Source organism: Acinetobacter sp. ANC_7654 (genome assembly GCF_056779855.1).
Genome location: NZ_JBWYIR010000004.1, coordinates 1 through 22,010, shown reverse-complemented (window position 1 = coordinate 22,010; position 22,010 = coordinate 1). Strand labels below are relative to the sequence as shown.

Here is a 22,010-nt window from a genome sequence, read left to right as displayed (position 1 = left end):
AAAATAATAATGATGAATACAACTCAAACGACCAGAATAACCATTGAAATTCGCAATCATCTGATGTTGATTGGTTTAAACCGTGCTGCGAAGCGCAATGCATTCGACAGTCATATGATTGATGAACTTTCACAAGCACTTACCACCTATGAAGACCAGTCTGATTTACGCTGTGCTGTGATTTATGCACATGGAGAGCACTTTACGGCAGGATTAGATCTGGTTGAGCTTCAGCCGCGTATGTCAGATGGTATATTTTCGGAAGATATGAACTTGATTAACCCATGGGGCACGACTGGTCGTAAACGAAAAAAACCAGTCGTTGTCGCTGTGAAGGGGTATTGTTTTACTGCTGGAATAGAATTGATGTTGAATGCCGATATCTGTATTGCCCATCAAAATACCCAATTTACTCAACTTGAAGTGCAACGTGGCATCCTCCCCTTTGGCGGAGCAACTTCACGCTTCGTTAAAACTGCAGGTTGGTCTAATGCAATGCGCTACTTATTGACGGGGGATTTTTTTGATGCTGCAACTGCATTTCGACTTCATTTGATTACTGAAGTAACAGAACAAGATCCGCTTGACCGTGCCATTGAACTTGCCGAATCCATCGCTTCAGCTGCTCCACTCGCTGTTCAAGCCACCTTGACGGCTGCTCACGAAGCGATTTCACATGATGAGCAGTACGCTTTTAATCAGTTAAAGACTCATCTTCTTCCACTAATACAATCTGAAGATGCAGTCGAAGGTATGCGAGCAATGAGCGAAAAACGTCAACCTCGCTTTAAAGGTCAATAGTTCAATATCGGGAAATATAGACATGCAAGCCATTCCAAATGTGAACCAGATGCCAAGAAGCATCAATAAAACTCAAGTTCAGTTTCCTGCCTTAGATAACTATATGCTCACCGGCACTCGCTACCTATCATCTGGTGTGAAGACTGTTGCACGTATTATTGTGGCTTCAGCGACAGCGGTTCCCCAACCTTTTTATCGCAGATTTGCAGAGTATGCTGCAGAACGTGGTTTTGAAGTGCTAACCTTTGATTATCGTGGTGTGGGGGCATCATCTCCAGCACAACTCAAAGGTTTTAAAATGAGTTATTTGGATTGGGGGAAACTTGATCTCGCTGGTGCCATTGAATACTTTTCTAGCGATACTTTCCCCTTATTTGTGACTGCACACTCTTATGGTGGTCAAGCCTTGGGACTTACCCCTAATCATCATCAAGTCAGTGCCATGTGTTGCTACGGTACAGGTGCAGGTTGGGCAGGATATATGCCGTTCAAAGAAAGATTCAAAGTATCCGTGATGTGGAGTATTGTGTTTCCACCCATTGTCGCAGTCACAGGTTATTTACCTTGGAGTAAATTCAATATGGGCTCTGATCTGCCTTTAGGGGTATATCAACAGTGGCGTCGTTGGTGCAAAAATCCGTTATACTTTTTCGCTGACCCCGAGCAACAAGATTTAAAAGCACAATATGCAAGTGTTAAAACCAAAATTTATGCTGTTTCAGCATTAGATGATGATTGGGCTCTCCCAAATTCGAGGCAAGCCTTTATGCAACATTATCGTTCTGCTGATATGCGCTACATTGATATCACAGCCAAACAGTATCAAATGCCTGCAATTGGACACATGGGATATTTCAAAAAAGGCGCAGAAAAAATTTGGGATGACATGCTCCAAAATTATCTCAATTTAGTTAATGATTAAATTCTAAATTACTGAATAAAGTCAGATTGATGTTCTACCCCTTGTGCGTCAGTATGTCGATACATGATGCCATATTGACTCACATAGTATTCAAGGGATTGATTACGATATTCCCATAAAATCGACCACTCACCTAAATCAAATTGATTGATCTGACATAAAGTTCGTGATGGCATCTTGTTCAAAAACTCATATTGAATTTGCTGAGCAAACTTGATATCACGATGATTTACACGTTTCTCAAACAGTAATTTAGCAACCTCATCAAACATACGAATATCTTCGATAGAATCCGTATCATACACCAAGCGCGCCGGCTGGCTGAGATCAGTAGGCTTGAGGAGTTTTGTTAAATCAAAGTGCCTCTGCGTATTCCCCATAATCAATTTAGGTTGTAATAATAGTCGCCATACGGCATAGCAACTGACCAAAGCAAAACACACCACGATTAGCATCATATTTTTTACTCATTCCGATGATTATTCATTGAATCGTTCATTACAGAAATGATTATTTCTTTATTTTTATTGTTAATTTTCTTGGTGTTATTAAGTTTTAACTTTTAAAATATTAACTTAAAAACCAGTAGAGGGATGGCACGAAACGTAACAACTCATTTCAAAATCCACATGTTATGTAAACCGTGTAAATCTAGGTAATTTTATTCAATTAATATGACTTAAAAGTACGTTGAAAGATTCTCATTAAAATAGGGTTTAAAATCTTAGTGTTCTAAATCATTACGACATTTTTTGTCGTTTAACTTGATACGCATCTACACTATTCTTTTCTCAAATTTTATAATTTAACCATGAACTATTCCCGTAAACGCAAACCCATTACCAGTGCATGGCCAGTTGAGCATGATTGCTTCCTCATTGAAAACAGTCATCTTCAACTCGAAGCATTGCAACAGACGCTTCCTTATTCTGCTCAAGAAATTCAAGATCGCCAAGAAATCTTGGGGCTCACGAGACGTCGTCGTCAAATGAAAAAATTAGGTCAATTTTAATTTTCTAATGAAGCTAAAAATAAAATCCCAATAATCCATCAAGTTTAAGTATTTTTTGTTTAATAAATTAACCCCTCGTGCCCTCTCTGACAATGAATCAATTTCGCCATATTCTTGGATGGTGATTTGCCATCATTTTTGCTCAAAAATAATTATTATTTAAATGCTCTCTCAAAAATGGATCCAAAATATTTAGTTTTAAAGATTATTATTGACTTTTTATCTAAAAAATAGAATTATTGGATCCAATTGATAAGGAGATCAACTCATGTTTGTAAAAAATGCTTGGTATGTGGCGGCACGACCTGAAGAAGTACAAGATAAGCCTCTAGGAAGACAAATTTGCGGTGAAAAAATGGTTTTTTATCGTGGAAAAGAAAACCAAATACATGCCGTTGAAGATTTTTGCCCACATCGCGGTGCACCTTTGTCATTAGGCTTTGTTGAAGATGGTCAACTGGTCTGTGGTTATCATGGGTTAGTGATGGGATGTGACGGCAAAACGGTTTCAATGCCTGGGCAACGTGTACGTGGCTTTCCTTGCAATAAAAGCTATCGCGCAATTGAAAAATTTGGCTTTATTTGGGTATGGCCAGGAGACCAATCGCTTGCAAGTGAAGATCAACTCCCAACTTTAGAGTGGGCTGAAAATCCAGAATGGGCCTATGGTGGTGGACTATTCCACATCAACTGTGATTACCGCTTGATGATTGATAACTTAATGGATCTCACCCATGAAACATATGTTCATGCAAACAGCATTGGTCAAAAAGAAATCGATGAAGCTGCACCAACCACTCGTGTTGATGGTGACCACGTTGTGACTGAACGTCATATGGAAAACATTTATGCACCTCCATTTTGGCAAATGGCTCTAAAAGGTAATAATCTCGCTGCAGATGTCCTAGTAGACCGTTGGCAAATTTGTCACTTTCATGCACCTAGCAATGTTCATATTGAAGTTGGTGTTGCCCACGCAGGCCATGGTGGTTACAACGCACCGGAAAATAAAAAAGTGTCTTCAATCGTTGTAGATTTTATTACCCCCGAAACGGAAACGTCTCACTGGTATTTCTGGGGAATGGCTCGACACTTCCAACCCGACAACATCGAATTAACTAACCAAATTCGTGAGGGACAGGGCAAAATTTTCTCGGAAGATTTAGATATGCTTGAACAACAGCAACAGAATTTATTGAGACATCCTGATCGTAAATTGCTGATGCTGAATATTGATGCAGGCGGTGTTCAATCTCGAAAAGTAATAGACCGCTTGATCAGCATAGAGCAAACGAATGATGAGCAGAAAATTACAACTTTGAATGTTGTTTAAAGTAAACCCACATTTTATCAGTTTTTCATTTTACCAAGGAGCGATACTCACATGGATGTGACTATTCAGAAGATTTATCGTCATAATGAACACATTTTATCTTTCGAACTGGTAAACACCCATGGTGAATTATTACCAGCTTTTCAAGCCGGTGCACATATTGATGTGCACTTAGGTAATCAATTAATTAGACAGTATTCTTTGGCAAATTGTAGTTCAGAGCAGCACCGTTACGTCATTGGTGTCCTGAATGATCCTTTATCACGTGGTGGTTCTAAATTTATTCATGAACAACTTCGTGAGGGTCAGCAGCTCAAGATTAGTGAACCACGAAATTTGTTTGCCTTGGTTCCTGAGACAGAATATGCATATTTGTGTGCAGGTGGAATCGGTATCACTCCTATCTTAGCAATGGCTAAAGAGCTTAAACGCAATAATCAGTCCTTCCAATTACTGTATTTTGTGAAAACGAGAGCTTCTATTGCATTCCAACAAGATTTAGAGGCTCTAGGAGATTCCGTCCACATCCATATTGATGATGAACCTGAAACACATATTCTTTTGAATACGGTCTTTGCCTCTCCTCATATCGATCATCATATTTATGTATGTGGCCCAGATGGTTTTATGAACTATGTGATCCATACCGCAGATACGCTCTCTTGGCCTAGTCATCAAGTACATAAAGAGCATTTCAGCGCACAAGCTATTGATACCAGTCAAGATGGCAGTTTTGAAATTGAGATTTTAAAAACAGGGCAACGTATTCATGTCGCAGCTGATCAATCTGCAGCACAAGCTTTAGAACATGCTGGAATCTGTATCCCTTTATCTTGTGAACAAGGTATTTGTGGCACTTGCTTAGTAAATGTAGTTGAAGGTGAAATTGATCACAGAGATATGTATTTAACTGAAGAGGAACAAGCTGCAAATGATCAATTCACACCTTGTTGCTCAAGAGCCAAATCTCAACGAATTATCATTGATGTTTAATTTGGATCGATAGATTTTCAAGTGTAGCCCTTCATTAATTGAAGGGTTTTTTATATAGACCCATCTGTGTGAAATATTGAACGCATAGTCTCCCCTAAAGTAACCACATGACTATGCTCACGCATTAAACTTTCAGCGCGTGCTGAGTCTTGTTGCTTTAATGCATTGAATATTGAGCAGTGTTGGATATGCGCATATTGCAAACGACGAATTTCAGACAGCGCATTATTTTTATCATAAGTCAGTGCTTGTGCAGATGCCATAGGTAACTGATTGTTTTTACTAAGTGCTTGCACAATTGCAATATTATCCGAGCCTTGAATAATAGTATTGTGAAAAATAGTGTTGTAATGATGGTAGGTTTCTAAATCATCGCTTGTTAGTTCTAGTTTATTGAATATGGAATCAATTTGGGTAATACAATTCAAAAGTGTTTGATGTTGATCTATCGTCATGCCTTTTTCAGCAAGCGTTTTTGCAGCTAGACCTTCTAAAACGCCACGTACATGCAACGCATCATGAACTAATTTGGATGAAATTTCTCGAACAGTATAGCCTCGAGTTGGATTTTTAACGAGTAAGCCTTCTTGCTCTAAAAGCCGAAAAGCCATTCGAATGGGTTGACGTGATACACCTAGCATTTCAGCAGTCGGAATTTCAGCCAAACGAGAACCTCCTGCAATCTCCCCAGAAATAATCATTTTGCGAAGTTCAATTAACACTTGCTGCCCTGAAGACATATAACTACTCAATATTTTTGATCATGATTGATCCTAACGAGTCAGATTTGGAATATCAATCTCTGTTGACTTAAAGGACTCTTTTAGGCCGGAAATTCACTATTCTATTTTTGATAACTGAGGTGATTATGAGTTCGTATCATCAATATTTATTTTTTGAAGATTGGTTGCCATTAACTCTAGATTGTTTCGAATTAAATAAGCTAAATGGATATCTACCCCATCTAACATTTTTTGTTCTATCTCATTAACAATGTTTCGACATTGTTCGAGTTTTTCAAATCCTTTAGGCGTTACATTAATTAAAATTCTTCGTCCATGTGAGGGATCTGAAGCTCTACTGATCCAATCCTGGTTTTGTAAATCTTGTAGAATTTTATTAGTAGATTGCGGTTTAATAAATGAACGTTCTGCAAGTTTTGCATTAGATAGATTGCCTTTCGCAGCGATAACTGACAATGCTGTAAACTGAGATAAGGTGATATCTAAGTCTTTTAAACGTTCAGTTAAAAGTTTACTCACAATACGATCAACCCTTGCAATTATATAGCTCAGTGTCGGAATCGAATGATTAACTTCTGACATTTTATCTTCCTTAATAGATGAACAAAAGTATGACTACTGTCGTAATCATACTTTTAACATAAGTTTAACGTGTAGTTATATTTAGCACAGCATCAGACTGCTCTGGACGTGGTTTGCGTACAAGCATTAATGCCGCAATAGCTGCAAATAAAATCAGTGGAATACTTGCACCAATGACCATTGCTGAACTAGAACCTAACGACAGTAGCATGCCAGCAAATAGGGGCCCTGCAAAAGATCCTATACGCCCTACTGCGACTGCAGCGCCTACACCCGTGCCACGCATTTCTGTTGGATAGAACATCGCTGCCAATCCGTAGAGCGCTGATTGGCCACCTACAATAAATAGACCACAACCCACAGCAGACAATACAAGTAAGGCAACAGTTGGTGAGATTGCAAGACAGCACAGTGATAACAAGATACCAATATATATAAATTTAATTACAGTACTCATGCGAATCTTATCAAGTAAAGTTCCCATGAGAATCGACCCGAAGATACCACCGATGTTGTAACCAATTTGAACATAGTTCGCTTCTGTTTTTCCTAAACCTTGTGCACCCATCAATAGTGGCAACCAGTTGAGTAAAAAATATAAAACAACTAACGTAAAGAAAAAACTGATCCAAATTTGAATCGTGGAAAAACGCCGTTCTTTTGCAAACAACACTTCAAAGAATGGGGTAGAAGTTTTATTCTTCGTCGCTGTTAAATAGTCTTTAGACTCCGGCAAATACTTCATTAGCAAAGGGATTAAAAGAATTGGAGCGAAGCCACCAATGTAGAAGATATGTCTCCATTGCGCATCACCAGCTAAACCCATTGCCACGAATGATGTCAACATTCCACCAAATGGAATACCGCTATACATAATACTGACTGCAATGCCTTTATGTTTCTCTGATACTGCCTCAGATGCCATGGTGATCATCATTGGTAAAGCGCCACCCATCCCTAAGCCAGTTAAGAAACGAATGATTAAAAGCAGTGTATAATCAGAAGCATATGCCGTTAGAACTGACATCACTCCAAAAATTAAAATACTGGTCAATAGAACTGCCTTACGCCCAATTTTATCAGCGAAACGACCTCCTAATAATGCACCAGGTAAAGTACCCAAGATTGCCGCGCTAAATGCCCATGCCATTTGAGTATTATCTAAGCCAAACTCTGCTCGCATCCGTGGTGCTGCTACGCCCATTGATTGAAGATCGAAACCTTCAAATACAGCGATAGCGAAACACAGTACGAGTGTAAGCGTAGCTTTAGTCTTACTACTTACACTTTGTTCCATTTTTTATTGTCCCTTTTAGAGCTTTTAAAATACTTTTAAAAAAATACACATCCTATGTATTGCCTCCGTCCAGGCAACTCAAAAAATATCACCTAAACTTATAAAATAATCAATATTTTTTTTTTAAATAAAATTCATTTAAAATATTATTTTATTAAATATCAATAGTTTATAAAAATTTTATAAAAAATTCAAAAAAACACTTGTATGTAAGTTTAACTGATATTATCTTAATTCCAACAGGACATAAAACAAACACTAAGGAGCTTATCATGTCTTATCAAAATCGCTGGTCCACTGTAGATGTAAAAGTTGAAGCTGGCATTGCTTGGGTCACTTTAAATCGCCCAGAAAAGAAAAATGCGATGAGTCCAACCTTAAATAAAGAAATGATTGATGTACTTGAAACGCTTGAACTCGATCCAGAAGCAGGTGTTTTGGTACTCACTGGTGCTGGGGATTCTTGGACAGCAGGTATGGACTTGAAAGAGTACTTCCGTGAGGTTGACAGCCAGCCAGAAATTTTCCAAGAGCGAATTCGTCGTGATGCATCACGTTGGCAATGGCATTTACTTCGTTTTTATTCAAAACCAACGATTGCAATGGTAAACGGCTGGTGCTTCGGTGGTGGATTCTCACCACTAGTCGCATGTGATCTAGCCATTGCAGCAGATGAAGCTACATTTGGCTTGTCTGAAGTGAATTGGGGAATTCCTCCAGGTAACTTAGTGAGCAAAGCTATGGCTGATACAGTCGGTCATCGTGCTTCTATGTACTACATCATGACAGGCAAAACCTTCTCTGGTGTTGAAGCTGCAAATATGGGCTTAGTGAACAAGAGTGTTCCACTTGCTCAATTACGTGCAGAAGTAACTGAATTGGCAAATAATTTGCTTGAAAAGAATCCAGTTGTACTGCGTACAGCGAAGAATGGTTTTAAGCGCTGTCGTGAGCTGACTTGGGAGCAAAACGAAGATTACTTATACGCCAAACTGGATCAATGCAACTACCGTGATGATGAAGGTGGTCGTGCACAAGGTATGAAGCAATTCTTGGATGACAAAACAATCAAACCAGGTCTTCAAACTTATAAACGTCCTGCTTAAGCAGAATCTACTTTTTTCGTCATGATGGACATGTAAGGAAACATTCACCATGCAAAACGTACAGTTACTTATTCACGGCCAATCTGTTGCAGCAAGTTCAGGACAAACTTTTCAAAGAATCAGTCCAATTAATGGCTCAATCGCATCAACGAGTGCAGCAGCGACTTTAAGCGATGTTGATCGTGCAATTGAGTCAGCGCATGAAGCATTCAAAACTTGGTCTGTTCTATCACCAACAGACCGACGTTTAAAATTGCTTAAAGCTGCAGATTTGATGGATCAAAAAACTGAACAGTTTATTCAAACTGCAATACATGAAATAGGTTCAACTGCGACGTGGTATGGCTTTAATGTCCATCTTGCTGCCAATATGCTGAGAGAAGCGGCAGCCATGACTACACAAATTGATGGAAATATTATTCCATCAGATGTTCCTGGCAATATCGCTATGGGTGTTCGCGTTCCATGTGGTGTCATCGTTGGTATGGCGCCGTGGAATGCTCCTGTTATCTTAGCCACTCGTGCCTTAGCGATGCCTCTGGCTTGTGGGAATACAGTCGTACTTAAAGCATCTGAAGCTTGCCCTGCAACACATCGATTAATTGGGGAAGTACTTCATGAAGCAGGTATTGGCGATGGTGTTGTCAATGTCATTACTCATGCTTCGCAAGATGCTCCACAGATTGTAGAGCGTTTAATCAGTCATCCATTGACTAAAAGAATTAATTTTACAGGTTCAACGCATGTAGGACGAATAATTGCACAAACTGCAGCGAAATACCTCAAACCAGTGTTGCTGGAACTTGGTGGCAAAGCACCGGTCATTGTATTGGAGCAAGCGGACCTGGACGAAGCCGTTAATGCCATCAGTTTCGGCGCTTTTTTCAATCAGGGACAGATCTGTATGTCGACAGAGCGTGTTCTTGTGGATGAAAAAATTGCAGACCAATTCATCGAAAAATTGATCAATAAAGTTCAGAATATCAGAGCAGGAAATCCACTTGAGAGTCAAGAACCCCTAGGCGTTCTAGAAAGTTTAAAAGCTGCAACAAGAATCAAAAATTTAATTGAAGATGCACGTGAAAAAGGTGCATATTTACCACTAGGTTTAAGCATTGATGGTGCTATGATGCAACCTACTATCGTAGTTGACGTCACTAAAGATATGCAGATTTATGCCGAAGAGTCTTTTGGTCCTGTGTGCACCGTTCAACGTTTTAAAACTATTGATGAAGCAATCGATTTAGCAAATGACTCAGAATTTGGATTATCTGCAGCAGTTTTTAGTCAAGATTTATCCCTAGCTCTAGATGTTGCTAAACGTATCGAATCAGGTATTTGTCATATTAATGGTGCAACCGTTCATGATGAAGCGCAAATGCCTTTTGGTGGCGTGAAACAAAGTGGTTATGGACGATTTGGGAGTAAAGTCTCAGTTGCAGAGTTCACTGAGCTGCGTTGGATCACCATGCAAACCAAAACTCGTCACTACCCTATTTAACGAATATTTCAAAGAGTTGACATGAAGTCAGCTCTTTTCGTTGGAAAAGAATAGCTAAAAATACATGGAGTGAAAACAATGTCGAATATGACGGTTCATACGCATAAATATCCTGAGCGATTTGTTAAATTAGGCAGTCACGAGATTGAGTTTCAATCTAAAAATGGCACTTTGTATATTTCCCCAAAAGAACAACTTAAACCATACCCACAAAAAATTACTGACCGTTTAATTCAATATGCTCAAACACATCCCGATCGTGTATTCGCAGCAAAACGTGGTCACGATGATGAATGGATTAAGCTTACATACGCAGAAACATTAGATCAAGCATGGCGTATTGCACAGAGTTTGAAACAATATTCACATCTTTCAACTGAACGTCCTATTGTCATTCTATCTGGGAATGATCTAGAGCATCTTACTTTGTCAATGGGAGCAATGCTTGCAGGGATTCCATTCTCCGCAATTTCTCCTGCCTATTCACTTATTTCTAAAGATTTTGGCAAGCTCAAACATGTGTTTGATGTTCTAACACCAGGTTTGGTTTTTGCTAATGATGGTCAAGCTTTTGCTAAAGCGATTGAACATTGCTGTGATACAGATGATATTGTGATCGTTACGAATTCTGGAAAATTTGGTGAGAAAAATTGCCTTGCTTTCTCTTCACTCCTCTCCTCTGAAATTAGTGATATTAAAGATCATTATGAGACCATTGATGAACATCAAATAGCGAAATTTCTATTTACATCTGGCTCAACTAAAATGCCGAAAGCGGTACCTACAACTCATTTGATGCTATGTACCAATCAACAAATGCTGCTTCAGACCTTCCCTGAGTTTGAAGAGACCCCCCTGTATTGGTTGATTGGTTAGCATGGCATCATACTTTTGGTGGCAGTCATAATGTAGGAATCGCATTATATAACGGCGGCACAATTTATATTGATGACGGCAAGCCAGTTCCAGGAAAGATGGAAGAAACCATCAAAAATCTTAAGGAAATTGCACCTACTGTGTATTTAAATGTTCCTAAAGGATGGGAAGAAATAACCGTAGCTCTTGAACAAGATGCTGAGTTACGTGAAAAATTTTTTAGTCGAGTTAAAATTTTGTTTTTTGCTGGTGCTGCACTATCAGAAGCTGGTTGGAACAGACTTGACCAAATTGCGCAGTCACACTGTGGGGAACGTATTCGTATCATGAGCGGTTTGGGGATGACTGAGACTGCACCATCATGTGTGTTTACAACTGGTCCCAAAGTAATGGCTGGGTTCATTGGATATCCAGCTCCAGGTTGTGAAGTGAAATTAGTTCCTTATGGTGACAAACTTGAGTTTTGTGTTCGTGGTAAAAATGTCATGAAACATTACTGGCGTCTACCTATGGCACAACAAGCTGACATCTTTGATGATGAAGGCTTTTACCGCACCGGGGATGCAGTGAAATTAGTGGATCCATCCGACCCGAGTCAAGGACTCATGTATGATGGCCGTATAGCTGAAGATTTTAAGTTGAATACAGGTACCTTTGTCAATGTTGGAACTTTACGCAATAAAGTTCTCATTACAGGTAATCGACTTATTCAAGATGTATGTATCACCGGTTCTAATTTAAGTGCGATTGGATTTTTAATATTTCCCAAAATTGCAGATTGCGCTGAGTATGCAGGATTAGATTTAAGTCTAGTGGATACTAAAGAGGTGCTTCTACACCCTAAAGTTCAACAGTGGTTTAAGCAGTTTTTAATTGATTTCAACAAAGATGCGACAGGTAGTTCAAACACTGTTTCAATGCTTTACCTCATGATTGAACCTCCACTTCTTGATGCAGGAGAAACCACTGATAAAGGCAATCTCAATCAAAGTGGTATCTTGAAACGTCGCATAGCAATGGTGGAAGAGTTATACGAAAAAAACATCAATAATCCACTCATTATTCGCATTCCAACCCTTAGAAATTAACTCAACTTTTTTATTCAGCAGCGTTTAGTCAAACGCTGCTTAGACAGTTGCATTCAAAATTAGGATAACGCTATGCAGAAAGATAGTGATTTTGAGCTGTTTCGGGACAATTATCGACGCTTCCTAGCAGAGTTTGTCGCCCCATATTATGAGTCATGGGAAGAGCAAGGACTCATGCCTCGACAAGTTTGGGATCAACTTGGACAAAATGGATTTTTATGCGTCGATGTGCCTGAACAATATGGAGGTTACGGCGCACCGATATATTATTCACAAATGATCGTTCAAGAAACGGCTCGAGCGGGCTTCTCTGCGTTAGCCGTTGCAATCGGTGGTCAGAGTGAACTTGTTTCACCCTATATCCAGAATATTGGAAGTGAAGATCAAAAACAATATTGGTTACCTAAAATGGTATCCGGTGAAGTTGTTACAGCTATTGCAATGACTGAAGCCAATGCAGGTTCAGACCTACAAGCCATCCGCACTCAAGCCTTATTAGATGGCGATCATTATGTGGTAAATGGCTCAAAAACGTTTATATCGAATGGTCAACATGCAGATCTCATAGTTTTAGTTGCTAAAACTGATCCTCAAGCAAGAGCTAAAGGTATTTCGATTTTATTGGTGGATGCTCATTTAGATGGAGTAAAAAAAGGTCGTAGTCTAAAAAAAATTGGACTTCAATCTCAAGACACTGCCGAATTATTTTTTGACCAAGTCAGAGTTCCTAAAGACCAATTATTAGGTCATGAAGGTCAAGGCTTTAGCTATCTCATGCAAGAACTTCCACGTGAGCGTTTGAGTATTTCTCTCATGGCATTAGGCGCTTTGCAAGGTGCTTTAGAAATGACTCAAGAATATGTCCTCGAACGTAAAGCTTTTGGACAATCAATTGCACAATTTCAAAATACTCGTTTTGTAATCGCTCAAGCCAAAATTAAAACTCTAGCAGCCGAAGCCTTTGTCGAAAAATGTAAGTCGCTTTATCAACAGGGAGTATTGGATGTAAGCGAAGTTGCGGCATTGAAATGCTTCATCACTGATACCCAATGTGAAGTCATTGATCAACTTCTGCAATTGTTCGGGGGATATGGATACATGCGGGAATATCCAATATCTCGATTTTATGTCGATGCACGTGTTCAAAAAATTTATGGGGGAACCAATGAAATTATGAAAGAAATCGTTGCAAGAGAACTTTTAGGAAAATAACACAAAGATTACCTCTATGTATTAATACTATTTCAGGATGAAATAAAGATGAAAAAATTATGGATCACACCACTTCTATTATGTACCGCTCCAGCATTTGCAAATAATTTTATCGACCAAAGTAAAGTCGAATTAACTGCACGTAACTTCTACTTTGACCGTGACTTTAAAGTTGAGAATAGATACCCCGCATTAAGAGACTGGACACAAGGATTTATCTTTAAAGCGCAATCTGGATTCACCGATGGAACGATTGGTTTTGGTTTAGATCTATTAGCGACTGCAGGTTTTAAACTGGATGCTGATGCTAAATATGGAGGTACCGGAAACTTAATTCGTTCCTTGGAAACCAATGAGCCTGCAGATCAATATGGTGAAGTTGGAGTCACTTTAAAAGCTAAAGTTTCTGAAACCGAGGTACGTATAGGGACTCTTCAACCCATGACTCCTGTTTTAGTCGGCTCTCCAGCACGACTTTTACCTCAAACGTATCGAGGTGTTGCAGTTCAATCTAAAGATATTCAAGGTCTGGATCTCCAAGCATCCTATATTGATGAAGTCAATCAACGTGATTCTACAAATTATGAAGCTATAAAAATCTCTGGAGTAAATGGTCGTTATATTTCTGAAGAAACGGATTATTTGTATTACTTAGGTGGACATTATGACTTAACTAATAATCCATTGCGGTTGACTGCATTTCATATGGATGTTAACGACTTATATCGCCAATCGTTGTTAGGCATAACCTATAAATATCCAATCTCTAATCAATCCACTTTTACAACACAGTTGCCTTACTACATTAGCGATGAAGATGGGACTGCTAAAGCGGGTTTAGTTGACAATAATTTACTTCATAGCCATTCAGAACTTCAACACCAAAACCATAAGTTTATCTTTTCTACATTTCACCACTTTGGAGATACTGCTTTTCCGTACTTAACTGGAGGAGAAACTGGACTAGCAATTGATACTTGGACTGGTGAGTTTTTGAATGCGAAAGAGCGTGTTTATAGCCTGCGTTATGAATACGATTTTAAAGACTATATTCCAGGTCTTCGTTTTATGACCCGCTATACCCATGGTAGCAATATTTACGCACCACAGTTGGGTGGTACAGATTTTTCGGAAGATGAATTGGATTTTGATCTAGCTTACATAGTTCAAAATGGCCCACTAAAAAATTTAGGTTTACGCGCGCGTTACGCGATCTACGATAATGATATGCCAATTACCGCCAATATTAAGCCAGCCAATGAAACTCGTATCAATCTTGATTACACATGGAAATTTAAATAATAACAAAAGGGTTCTTTACTGAGGAACCCTACCCTCTCTAAGGATAATAAGTATGAAATATTTAATCGGCTTATTGGTCTACACCACCACTACATTAAGTTTGGCAAATACCCAATATTCACCACAACCCATAAAACTTGAACCCCTTGCGACATTCAATGTTGAACTCACAGCCCCAGTTTGGGAACTAGGTAAAACTTCAGATTTAGGGCAAAGACGCATTATCCCAATCACTGGAGGAACTTTTTCTGGACCAAGTTTGAAGGGGCGTATTCTTAACAATGGTGCAGATTGGCAAAAGGTCGATAGCAAAGGTTTGGCATATATAGATACGCGCTATTTATTAGAAACTGATGATGGTGCTCTGATTTATTTACAAACTAAAGGTTATCGCCATGCTTCACCACAAGTACTAGAACAATTAAGTCGTGGCGAAGATGTTAATCCCACTCAATATTACTTCAAGTTAACCATGCAGTTTGAAACTAGCTCAGAAAAATATGCATGGCTAAATCAGACAATTGCAGTTGGAAGTGCAATGCGTCTCGGAAAAGCCGTGATCTATGATGCATTTGCAGTGAAATAAATATTAAAGGAGTACTTTTCAATGGAAGAACAAGTTTTATCTAATCTGCCCCCTATTCATCATTTGTTGGGTGGTCATCAACTTCACTGGGACAAGGAAAAGCGAGAAATTTCAGTTCAATATACTGCTCTTGAAAGTTTTACTAATCCTAGGGGAAGTGTTGAAGGAGGCATGATCTGTGCCATGCTTGATGATGCAATGGGTATTTTAGCTGCCTTAAATCAAACAGAAAAACCAGCTGCCACAATTAATTTAACAATTGATTTCTTCAGACCATGTGAAGTTGGTGAAGTATTGGCAAAAGCGTGGTTCATCAAAGAAGGACGTAAAATTTTAAGCATTCAAAGTGAAGCTTGGCAGCATGGAAAGTTAGTGGCAAAAACCAGTGCTGCATTTATGGTTCTATAAGGATTAAAAAAAGAATGGATATCTTAAAATTAAAGGACTGTGTCGACAACGACAGAATAAGTTCATATCAAAAATTTGTCGTTTTTTTCTGTTTTATTTTATACATTATCGATGGATTCGATTTCATGATAATGGCTTATTTGGCAAGTTCAGTTGCCAATGAGTTTTCATTAACTGGTACTAATATAGGAACTTTAATTAGTGCTGGTTTAATTGGTATGACCGTCTGCTCATTTTTACTTGCACCTCTCGCAGATAAAATCGGTAGACGTAATTTAATTAACCTTTGTCTATTAATCTGTGGTTTGAGCATGTTTGCATCTGCATTTGCCACCGATTTTAAGCAATTGGTTCTGTGCAGATTTTTCACTGGTGTTGGTATTGGTGGTGTTCAAATCAGTGCTATGATTTTGGCCAGTGAATATTCTCCGACTAAATATAAAAGTTTTAGTGTTGGGATATTATCTGCCGGTTATGGGATTGGAGCAATTAGCGGAGCACTACTTGCTGTATATAGCTTAGAAAGTATCGGTTGGAGACAAGTATTTCTAATTGGTGGATTCGTTACTACATTTGCTTTTCTGTGCTCATTGAAATTTTTACCAGAATCGATCGATTATTTATTACTAAAACAACCAAAACATGCTTTGGAAAAATTGAATCAAATTTTCTCTAAAATGCATAAAAAACCAATTCTCACACTCCCCAAAGCATATGTAGAAAATCAAAAGTCTTCTTACGTAGAAATATTTAACCACAAGTATTTAGTTAAATCCCTTGTATTATGGGTTTCTATATTCTTTATTCTTTTTGGTTTTTATTTCGTGATGGGCTGGACACCTAAAATTCTCAATAGTTCTGGTCTAGATAACTCATTATCTATTAAAACTGCCATGATGATCAGCGTGGGTGGTATTTTAGGTAGTTTTATCATTGGTGTTCTTAGTTCTAAAGTCAGCGTATACATCAATCAAATTGCCTTTTTAATCCTCACGTACGTATGTATTTTATTGTTTGTGAACAATACAGATAATTTAAATATATTAATCATCGTTGCCACAACGCTAGGATTCTTTATTAATGGCTGTTTAGCTGGAATCTATGCCATTTCTACACAGCTCTATGAGGCAGATGTACGATCAACAGGCGTGGGGATTGCAACTGGTGTTGGTCGTTTTGGTGGTATTTTCTCTCCAATCATTGCGGGATACTTTTTAGACCTAGGGAACTCGCCTTTAGAATTGTACGGAAATTTTGGTTTTGCATTTGTTTTAGCAGCTATTGCCATTTTCATCATCTATAAGTTAAAACAAAAATCCGTAGTAAATACACCATACGTCGTTTTACAAAAAGAGCCTCAATAATTTATGCTCACGAATATATAACTTTGTATTGTTAAGATAAGTTGTTTCATCAAAATCTATTGATAGAAACAACAAAAGGTCAGTGAAATCACTGACCTTTTGTTGTTTCTTGTTCAAAGTTTAAATATCAAAGAATACAGTTTCATTTTCACCTTGAATACGAATATCGAAACGATAAACGATCTGACCATCACGCTCTTCACGCTTAGCAATGAGTGTTTGACGACGTGGCGCCCACTCAATACCATTCAAAATTGGGTCTTTCGCATTCGCTTCAGCTTCATCCTCGAAGTAAACTCGAGTATGTAAACCTAAATTGATACCACGCGCAAAAATAACCAGCGCGATATGTGGTGCTTGCTGTGAACCCTTACGTCCAGGAACAGCACCTGGTTTGATCGTATCGAAGCTCCAAAAACCAGTGTCAAAATCCGCACCCGCTCTACCCCAACCTAAAAAGTTTGGATCTGGCTGCTTCCCTTGCGTATCCTGCTGACTTGGATAAACACCATTGGCATCAGCTTGCCAAATTTCTACGAGTACATCGCGAAGTGGTAAACCCAAACCGTCAAAAACTTGCCCTTCGAGGCGAATACGTTCACCTTGAGTGCCATCTTTCACCATTTGATTATTGAAGCTATGCTCAAATACTTCTATACCAGCTTGATTAGGCATTAATCCAATATGGACATATGGACCACCTGTTTGAGATGGTGTTTCATGTAATTCTTCAAATTTCCAGCCATTCATCCTGATGCTCCCTATCAAGTCAAATCATTTTCAAAATATGTCGCACGACGACCACGTAAAGTAATGTCAAAACGATAGCAACGACTATCTGCTTCAATAAAGTTGCTCTTGTCTTCGAGCGCAATTAAAGCTCTTCGCTGTTGTTCTGAAGGAACAGTTTTTAAAATTGGACAGCTATCAATTAATGTATCGCCTTCAAAATAAAACTGGGAAATCAAACGCTGTGCCCAGCCATCTGCCATCACAGAAAAATGGATATGTGCTGGACGCCACTCATTGATACGGTTACGCCACGGATAAGGTCCTGGTTTTATCGTTCTAAAAATGAAGAATCCATTTTCATCTGTGAGCATTCGACCGCAACCACCAAAGTTAGGGTCCATAGCTCCCACATACTGATCATTTGGATGGCGATAACGTCCTGAGGCATTCGCTTGCCATACTTCAATCAAAGCATTTTTAACAGGACGACCAAATTGATCACGTAAATAACCATGAATAATGACGCGTTCACCAACAGGTAAACCATCTTTTGCATAATTTAAAATTAAATCATTGTCTTTAGGACCCAATAAGTCTGCGCTAAAGTGAGGTGCAGTAACCTCGGTTAATGTTTGCGCAATCGAAATCAGTGCATTTTTCGGCGAACGTAATACACTGGTTTTATATCCCGGTGCATATGCTGGTGGATGATCATCTGTATTTCGCTGTGCATAAGCACCCATCAGAATTTGAGACATGAATCTCTCCTTATTCAATTTAAAATATCGTCCGTTTATTTAATTTTCTCAGGCGAAATGCCTAACTCTGCAAATACTTCTTCTGCCATATGCATTGCAGCATTGGCTGCAGGAAGTCCTGCATATAAAGACGCATGCAAAAATAATTCTTTAAGATCATCTTTGGTAACGCCATTGTTGAAACAAGCACGAATATGCATTCTGAGCTCTGCTTCACGCCCCAATGCAAGTAAGATTCCAATCGTCACCAAACTACGTGTATGTCTTGGCAATCCTGGTCGTGACCAAACCTCACCCCATGCAAAACGACTAATAAAGTTTTGAAAATCAGCATTAAATTCGTTTAAATTTTCAAGTGAACGCCCGACATGGGCTTCACCCAAGACTTCAGTACGGACTTCTAGCCCCTGCTTATAACGTTCTTCATCATTCATGAGGTTGTTCCTCTTTAAAATTGAAATTATTTGATGTTCAGAAGTGCTTAAGACTGAATAAAAGCAAGCAATGCTTGGTTAAATTCAACTGGTCGCTCAATATTGGATAAATGCGATGCATCTATGACTGCAAGTTGACAGTCAGGTATATGTTGTTTTAAAAACTCACCATCATTCACTGTGGTCACAGGATCTAAGCCGCCACATAATGCCAAACAAGGCACAATAATTTTTCCAAGTTGATTGCGTAAATCCGTCTGAGCTAAAGCACGACAAGAGGCTGCATAGCCTTTAGGCTGAGTGACAGACAAACTCTGAATGGTTTTTTGAGCTGTCACATCGTGTAAATAATCAAATTGTTCACTAAACCAACGCGTATGTGTAGTACTGACGATATCAGCCAAACCATTTTGTTCAACCGCATCTGCACGACTCAACCATGCCTCGGCATTTCCAATTTTTGCTGCTGAATTTGCAATCGTAATAGAGTTAAAACGCTCTGGTGCAATTATGCCTAATTGAATCCCAGTAACTCCCCCCATGGAGATACCACAAAAATGCGCTTTTTCTATAGAGAAATGATTGAGTACATCAAGAACATCATTGGCTAAATCAATGATTGTGGTATTTTCAATGACACTACTTCTTCCATGACCACGTGTGTCGTAGCAAATCACATCATAATCTTTGGAAAAATAATCAATTTGGGCTTGCCACATGCCATGATCAGTGCCCAGTGAGTTTGAAAAAATGATGCTTGGTTTTGTATCGTCACCAAAACGATAGACCGCAAGCTGCTGACCATTACGATTATTGATTAATGTCATTATGGTGTACTTCCTTGAACGCTCTCTAGTACTGCATCTATTTGTGCTTGAGTATTTCCTAGATAATGTTGCGGATTAAAAATCTGACGGAGTTGATCTAGATCAAAAATAGCTAATATTTCTGGATTATTTTGTACAACATCGAGTAAGTGTCGTTGTTCGGCAACTGCTTGCTTACAAGCAGCTTCCACAAGATGATGTGCATTCAATCGACCCATCTGAGGTGCAAGTGACATCATCAGTGCTTCAGCCATGATTAATCCTTGCGTGCACTCTAAATTTCTGAACATATTTTCAGGATCTACTTCTAATCCCGTAAATACATCGATTGCTCTACTTAAACTACCCGCCGTCAGTTGAAATAACTCTGGTAACGCTAGCCATTCAGCATGCCATGCTCCTAAACTTCGTTCATGTTCTTGTACTAAGCTTTGGTAGATACTTGACATTAATGCAGGGACGCGATTTGCAGCGGCTAGAATTGAAGCAGCTGCAACAGGATTACGCTTATGAGGCATCGTCGATGACCCTCCACGCCCAGCACCACTCGGTTCAAACACTTCTGCAATTTCTGTTTGCATCATGAGTGACCAGTCACGGGCCATCTTGCCCAAGTTTCCTGTAATCGTTGCAAGTACATGTGCAATTTCGGCTACACGATCTCGCTCCCCATGCCATGTACATACGGGTGTATTTAAACCAAGTTTTTGTGCGTAGGTACTCACTACAGCCGAACCATATTCATTTAATGAAGCTAAAGTACCTACCGCACCACCTAACTGCGCTGTTAAGACATGTTGCTGTAACTGCTGAACACGCTTTAAATCTCGATCTAAACTAGAGAGCCACCGTGCTGTTTTATGTCCAAAGGTAAGCGGTAAACCTTGTTGCAACCATGTACGTCCGATCATCACCTGATCACGGTATTGAATCGTCAGTTTTTTAGTTGCCTGAATAGCCTGGATAAGTTGCATTTCGATCAGCTGTAACGCATCTTGAGCTTGCAGCATAAAGGCCGTATCAATGATATCTTGGCTGGTCGCACCCCAATGCACATAACGAGAAGCATCTTCATTGATTTTTTTCACAGCAGCAGTGAATTGCTTTACGAATGGAATTGCAATATTGCCAGCGAGACCACTGGACTGTGCCAAATGATCAAAATTAATAATGGAATGAATTTCTTGTTCTGCAACACGTTGAATCGTTTCAGCAGCAATTAAGGGAATAACACCAACTTCAGCTTGAGCTTGAGCCAGTGCAACCTCTGCACGCAACATATATTTTACGAGTGCTTCATCACTAAATATGATATTTACATCATTCTGATAAAACAAACTTGCATATAACTGACTCATAACTTATCCCTATTACGCTTCATCATGTGTTTCACCATAAAGCGTCTGTCCAAAAATTGCTGTTAAACTTTTTCAATTATTAAAGCGATGCCTTGACCCACACCAATACACATAGAGCACAATGCATATTTGCCACCAGTTGCTTCAAGTTGATTCAGTGCAGTCGTCACCAAACGCGCTCCTGATGCACCCAATGGATGACCCAGTGCAATTGCACCACCATTTGGGTTTATACGCGCATCATCGTCGGCTAAACCTAGGTCACGTGTACATGCCAATGCTTGTGCTGCAAACGCTTCGTTCAGCTCAATCACATCCATTTGCTCTAGTGTTAAACCTGTTTGTGCTAACAGTTTTTTAATCGCAGGTGCAGGACCAAAGCCCATAATGCGAGGTTCAACCCCAACAGTGGTTGCACCAATCACTTTGGCACGAGGTTTTAAACCATATTTTTCTACAGCTGCATCAGACGCAATCAAAATCGCAGCAGCACCATCATTAATGCCTGATGCATTACCTGCGGTTACTGTACCGTCTGCTTTTACAACAGGTTTTAACTTGGTTAAGGCCTCGAGGGTGGTTGCACGTGGATGTTCATCTTTTGCCACCACAACTGCATCACCTTTACGCTGTGGAATAGTCACAGGCACGATTTCTTGATCAAAGAAACCACGTGCTTGCGCTGCAGCCGTACGTTGTTGGCTGGTTAAAGCAAATTGGTCTTGATCAGCACGGCTAATATTGAACTGTTCAGCCACGTTTTCAGCCGTTTGCG

At 39.3% G+C, this 22,010-nt stretch carries 22 protein-coding genes and 1 pseudogene; 13 read left to right on the top strand and 10 right to left on the bottom strand.

The genetic code is table 11. The features are described 5' to 3' along the window. Positions 1-9: 9 nt before the first annotated feature. Together AC1M86_RS06030 and AC1M86_RS06025 are read left to right on the top strand one after the other, a co-directional pair. Positions 10-801 (top strand): crotonase/enoyl-CoA hydratase family protein, encoded by a 792-nt coding sequence (locus tag AC1M86_RS06030; protein ID WP_481593925.1) that lies wholly within the window; start codon positions 10-12, stop codon positions 799-801. A 22-nt stretch (positions 802-823) separates the two neighbouring features. Continuing rightward, positions 824-1,723: an alpha/beta hydrolase family protein gene (locus AC1M86_RS06025; RefSeq protein WP_481607520.1), complete on the top strand. Its 900-nt coding sequence runs from the start codon at positions 824-826 to the stop codon at positions 1,721-1,723. A gap of 8 nt (positions 1,724-1,731) precedes the next feature. On the opposite strand, the gene AC1M86_RS06020 is transcribed toward AC1M86_RS06025, so the two are convergent. Beyond that, on the bottom strand, positions 1,732-2,181 hold the full coding sequence (locus AC1M86_RS06020) for a hypothetical protein (protein ID WP_481607519.1): 450 nt from the start codon (positions 2,179-2,181) through the stop codon (positions 1,732-1,734). Between the two features lie 353 nt (positions 2,182-2,534). Here AC1M86_RS06020 and AC1M86_RS06015 point away from each other — a divergent pair, with 353 nt between their 5' ends. The 3 genes from AC1M86_RS06015 (at position 2,535) to AC1M86_RS06005 (ending at position 5,061) form a co-directional block, all read left to right on the top strand. Further along, entirely contained in the window at positions 2,535-2,735 is a 201-nt protein-coding gene (locus tag AC1M86_RS06015) for a hypothetical protein (protein ID WP_035269110.1), read from the top strand. Positions 2,736-3,003: 268 nt separating this feature from the next. Further along, positions 3,004-4,068 carry an aromatic ring-hydroxylating dioxygenase subunit alpha gene (locus AC1M86_RS06010; RefSeq protein WP_481607518.1) on the top strand — a complete coding sequence of 355 codons (1,065 nt, stop codon included), beginning with the start codon at positions 3,004-3,006 and terminating at the stop codon, positions 4,066-4,068. 51 nt (positions 4,069-4,119) lie between these two features. Then, the gene (locus tag AC1M86_RS06005; RefSeq protein WP_180028002.1) at positions 4,120-5,061 is read left to right on the top strand and encodes a PDR/VanB family oxidoreductase; all 942 of its coding nucleotides are present in this window, start codon (positions 4,120-4,122) and stop codon (positions 5,059-5,061) included. Between the two features lie 50 nt (positions 5,062-5,111). Here AC1M86_RS06005 and AC1M86_RS06000 read toward each other — a convergent pair whose 3' ends face one another. The 3 genes from AC1M86_RS06000 to mhpT form a co-directional block, all read right to left on the bottom strand. Next, positions 5,112-5,801: a GntR family transcriptional regulator gene (locus tag AC1M86_RS06000; RefSeq protein ID WP_481607517.1), complete on the bottom strand. Its 690-nt coding sequence runs from the start codon at positions 5,799-5,801 to the stop codon at positions 5,112-5,114. A 126-nt stretch (positions 5,802-5,927) separates the two neighbouring features. Then, positions 5,928-6,386, bottom strand: a complete 459-nt coding sequence (locus AC1M86_RS05995; protein ID WP_092766907.1) for a MarR family winged helix-turn-helix transcriptional regulator — start codon at positions 6,384-6,386, stop codon at positions 5,928-5,930. A gap of 64 nt (positions 6,387-6,450) precedes the next feature. Then, entirely contained in the window at positions 6,451-7,683 is a 1,233-nt protein-coding gene (gene mhpT / locus AC1M86_RS05990; RefSeq protein WP_481607516.1) for a 3-(3-hydroxy-phenyl)propionate transporter MhpT, read from the bottom strand. A 272-nt stretch (positions 7,684-7,955) separates the two neighbouring features. On the opposite strand from mhpT, the gene AC1M86_RS05985 reads away from it, so the two are divergent. The 8 genes and pseudogenes from AC1M86_RS05985 (at position 7,956) to AC1M86_RS05950 (ending at position 17,126) form a co-directional block, all read left to right on the top strand. Next, positions 7,956-8,789, top strand: coding sequence for a p-hydroxycinnamoyl CoA hydratase/lyase (locus tag AC1M86_RS05985; protein WP_035270071.1), 834 nt, complete (start codon positions 7,956-7,958; stop codon positions 8,787-8,789). Positions 8,790-8,838: 49 nt separating this feature from the next. After that, positions 8,839-10,290, top strand: a complete 1,452-nt coding sequence (locus AC1M86_RS05980) for an aldehyde dehydrogenase (protein ID WP_481607515.1) — start codon at positions 8,839-8,841, stop codon at positions 10,288-10,290. Between the two features lie 78 nt (positions 10,291-10,368). Beyond that, positions 10,369-12,254, top strand: a pseudogene (locus AC1M86_RS05975) (feruloyl-CoA synthase). A gap of 72 nt (positions 12,255-12,326) precedes the next feature. Further along, the gene (locus tag AC1M86_RS05970) at positions 12,327-13,466 is read left to right on the top strand and encodes an acyl-CoA dehydrogenase family protein (RefSeq protein ID WP_481607514.1); all 1,140 of its coding nucleotides are present in this window, start codon (positions 12,327-12,329) and stop codon (positions 13,464-13,466) included. Positions 13,467-13,514: 48 nt separating this feature from the next. Beyond that, entirely contained in the window at positions 13,515-14,768 is a 1,254-nt protein-coding gene (locus AC1M86_RS05965; RefSeq protein WP_481607513.1) for an OprD family outer membrane porin, read from the top strand. Positions 14,769-14,820: 52 nt separating this feature from the next. Next, on the top strand, positions 14,821-15,354 hold the full coding sequence (locus AC1M86_RS05960) for a DUF3237 domain-containing protein (protein ID WP_481593932.1): 534 nt from the start codon (positions 14,821-14,823) through the stop codon (positions 15,352-15,354). A gap of 21 nt (positions 15,355-15,375) precedes the next feature. Beyond that, a complete protein-coding gene (locus AC1M86_RS05955) occupies positions 15,376-15,762 on the top strand; it encodes a PaaI family thioesterase (protein ID WP_481607512.1) in 387 nt (128 codons plus the stop codon). Between the two features lie 14 nt (positions 15,763-15,776). Continuing rightward, the gene (locus AC1M86_RS05950) at positions 15,777-17,126 is read left to right on the top strand and encodes an MFS transporter (RefSeq protein ID WP_481588856.1); all 1,350 of its coding nucleotides are present in this window, start codon (positions 15,777-15,779) and stop codon (positions 17,124-17,126) included. Between the two features lie 120 nt (positions 17,127-17,246). On the opposite strand, the gene pcaG is transcribed toward AC1M86_RS05950, so the two are convergent. The 6 genes from pcaG to AC1M86_RS05920 all read right to left on the bottom strand — a co-directional run. Further along, complete coding sequence (gene pcaG, locus AC1M86_RS05945) at positions 17,247-17,876, bottom strand: protocatechuate 3,4-dioxygenase subunit alpha (RefSeq protein ID WP_092766915.1); 630 nt, start codon at positions 17,874-17,876, stop codon at positions 17,247-17,249. 14 nt (positions 17,877-17,890) lie between these two features. Then, the gene (gene pcaH / locus AC1M86_RS05940) at positions 17,891-18,616 is read right to left on the bottom strand and encodes a protocatechuate 3,4-dioxygenase subunit beta (protein WP_092766916.1); all 726 of its coding nucleotides are present in this window, start codon (positions 18,614-18,616) and stop codon (positions 17,891-17,893) included. Between the two features lie 35 nt (positions 18,617-18,651). Further along, positions 18,652-19,050 carry a 4-carboxymuconolactone decarboxylase gene (pcaC, locus tag AC1M86_RS05935; protein WP_035269644.1) on the bottom strand — a complete coding sequence of 133 codons (399 nt, stop codon included), beginning with the start codon at positions 19,048-19,050 and terminating at the stop codon, positions 18,652-18,654. A 47-nt stretch (positions 19,051-19,097) separates the two neighbouring features. Beyond that, positions 19,098-19,880 carry a 3-oxoadipate enol-lactonase gene (gene pcaD, locus AC1M86_RS05930; RefSeq protein WP_171076801.1) on the bottom strand — a complete coding sequence of 261 codons (783 nt, stop codon included), beginning with the start codon at positions 19,878-19,880 and terminating at the stop codon, positions 19,098-19,100. Then, entirely contained in the window at positions 19,877-21,235 is a 1,359-nt protein-coding gene (pcaB, locus tag AC1M86_RS05925) for a 3-carboxy-cis,cis-muconate cycloisomerase (protein WP_481607511.1), read from the bottom strand. The genes pcaD and pcaB overlap by 4 nt, the downstream gene beginning before the upstream one ends. 62 nt (positions 21,236-21,297) lie before the next feature. Beyond that, on the bottom strand, positions 21,298-22,010 hold a 713-nt coding region (locus AC1M86_RS05920; RefSeq protein ID WP_481607510.1), incomplete at its 5' end, for an acetyl-CoA C-acyltransferase.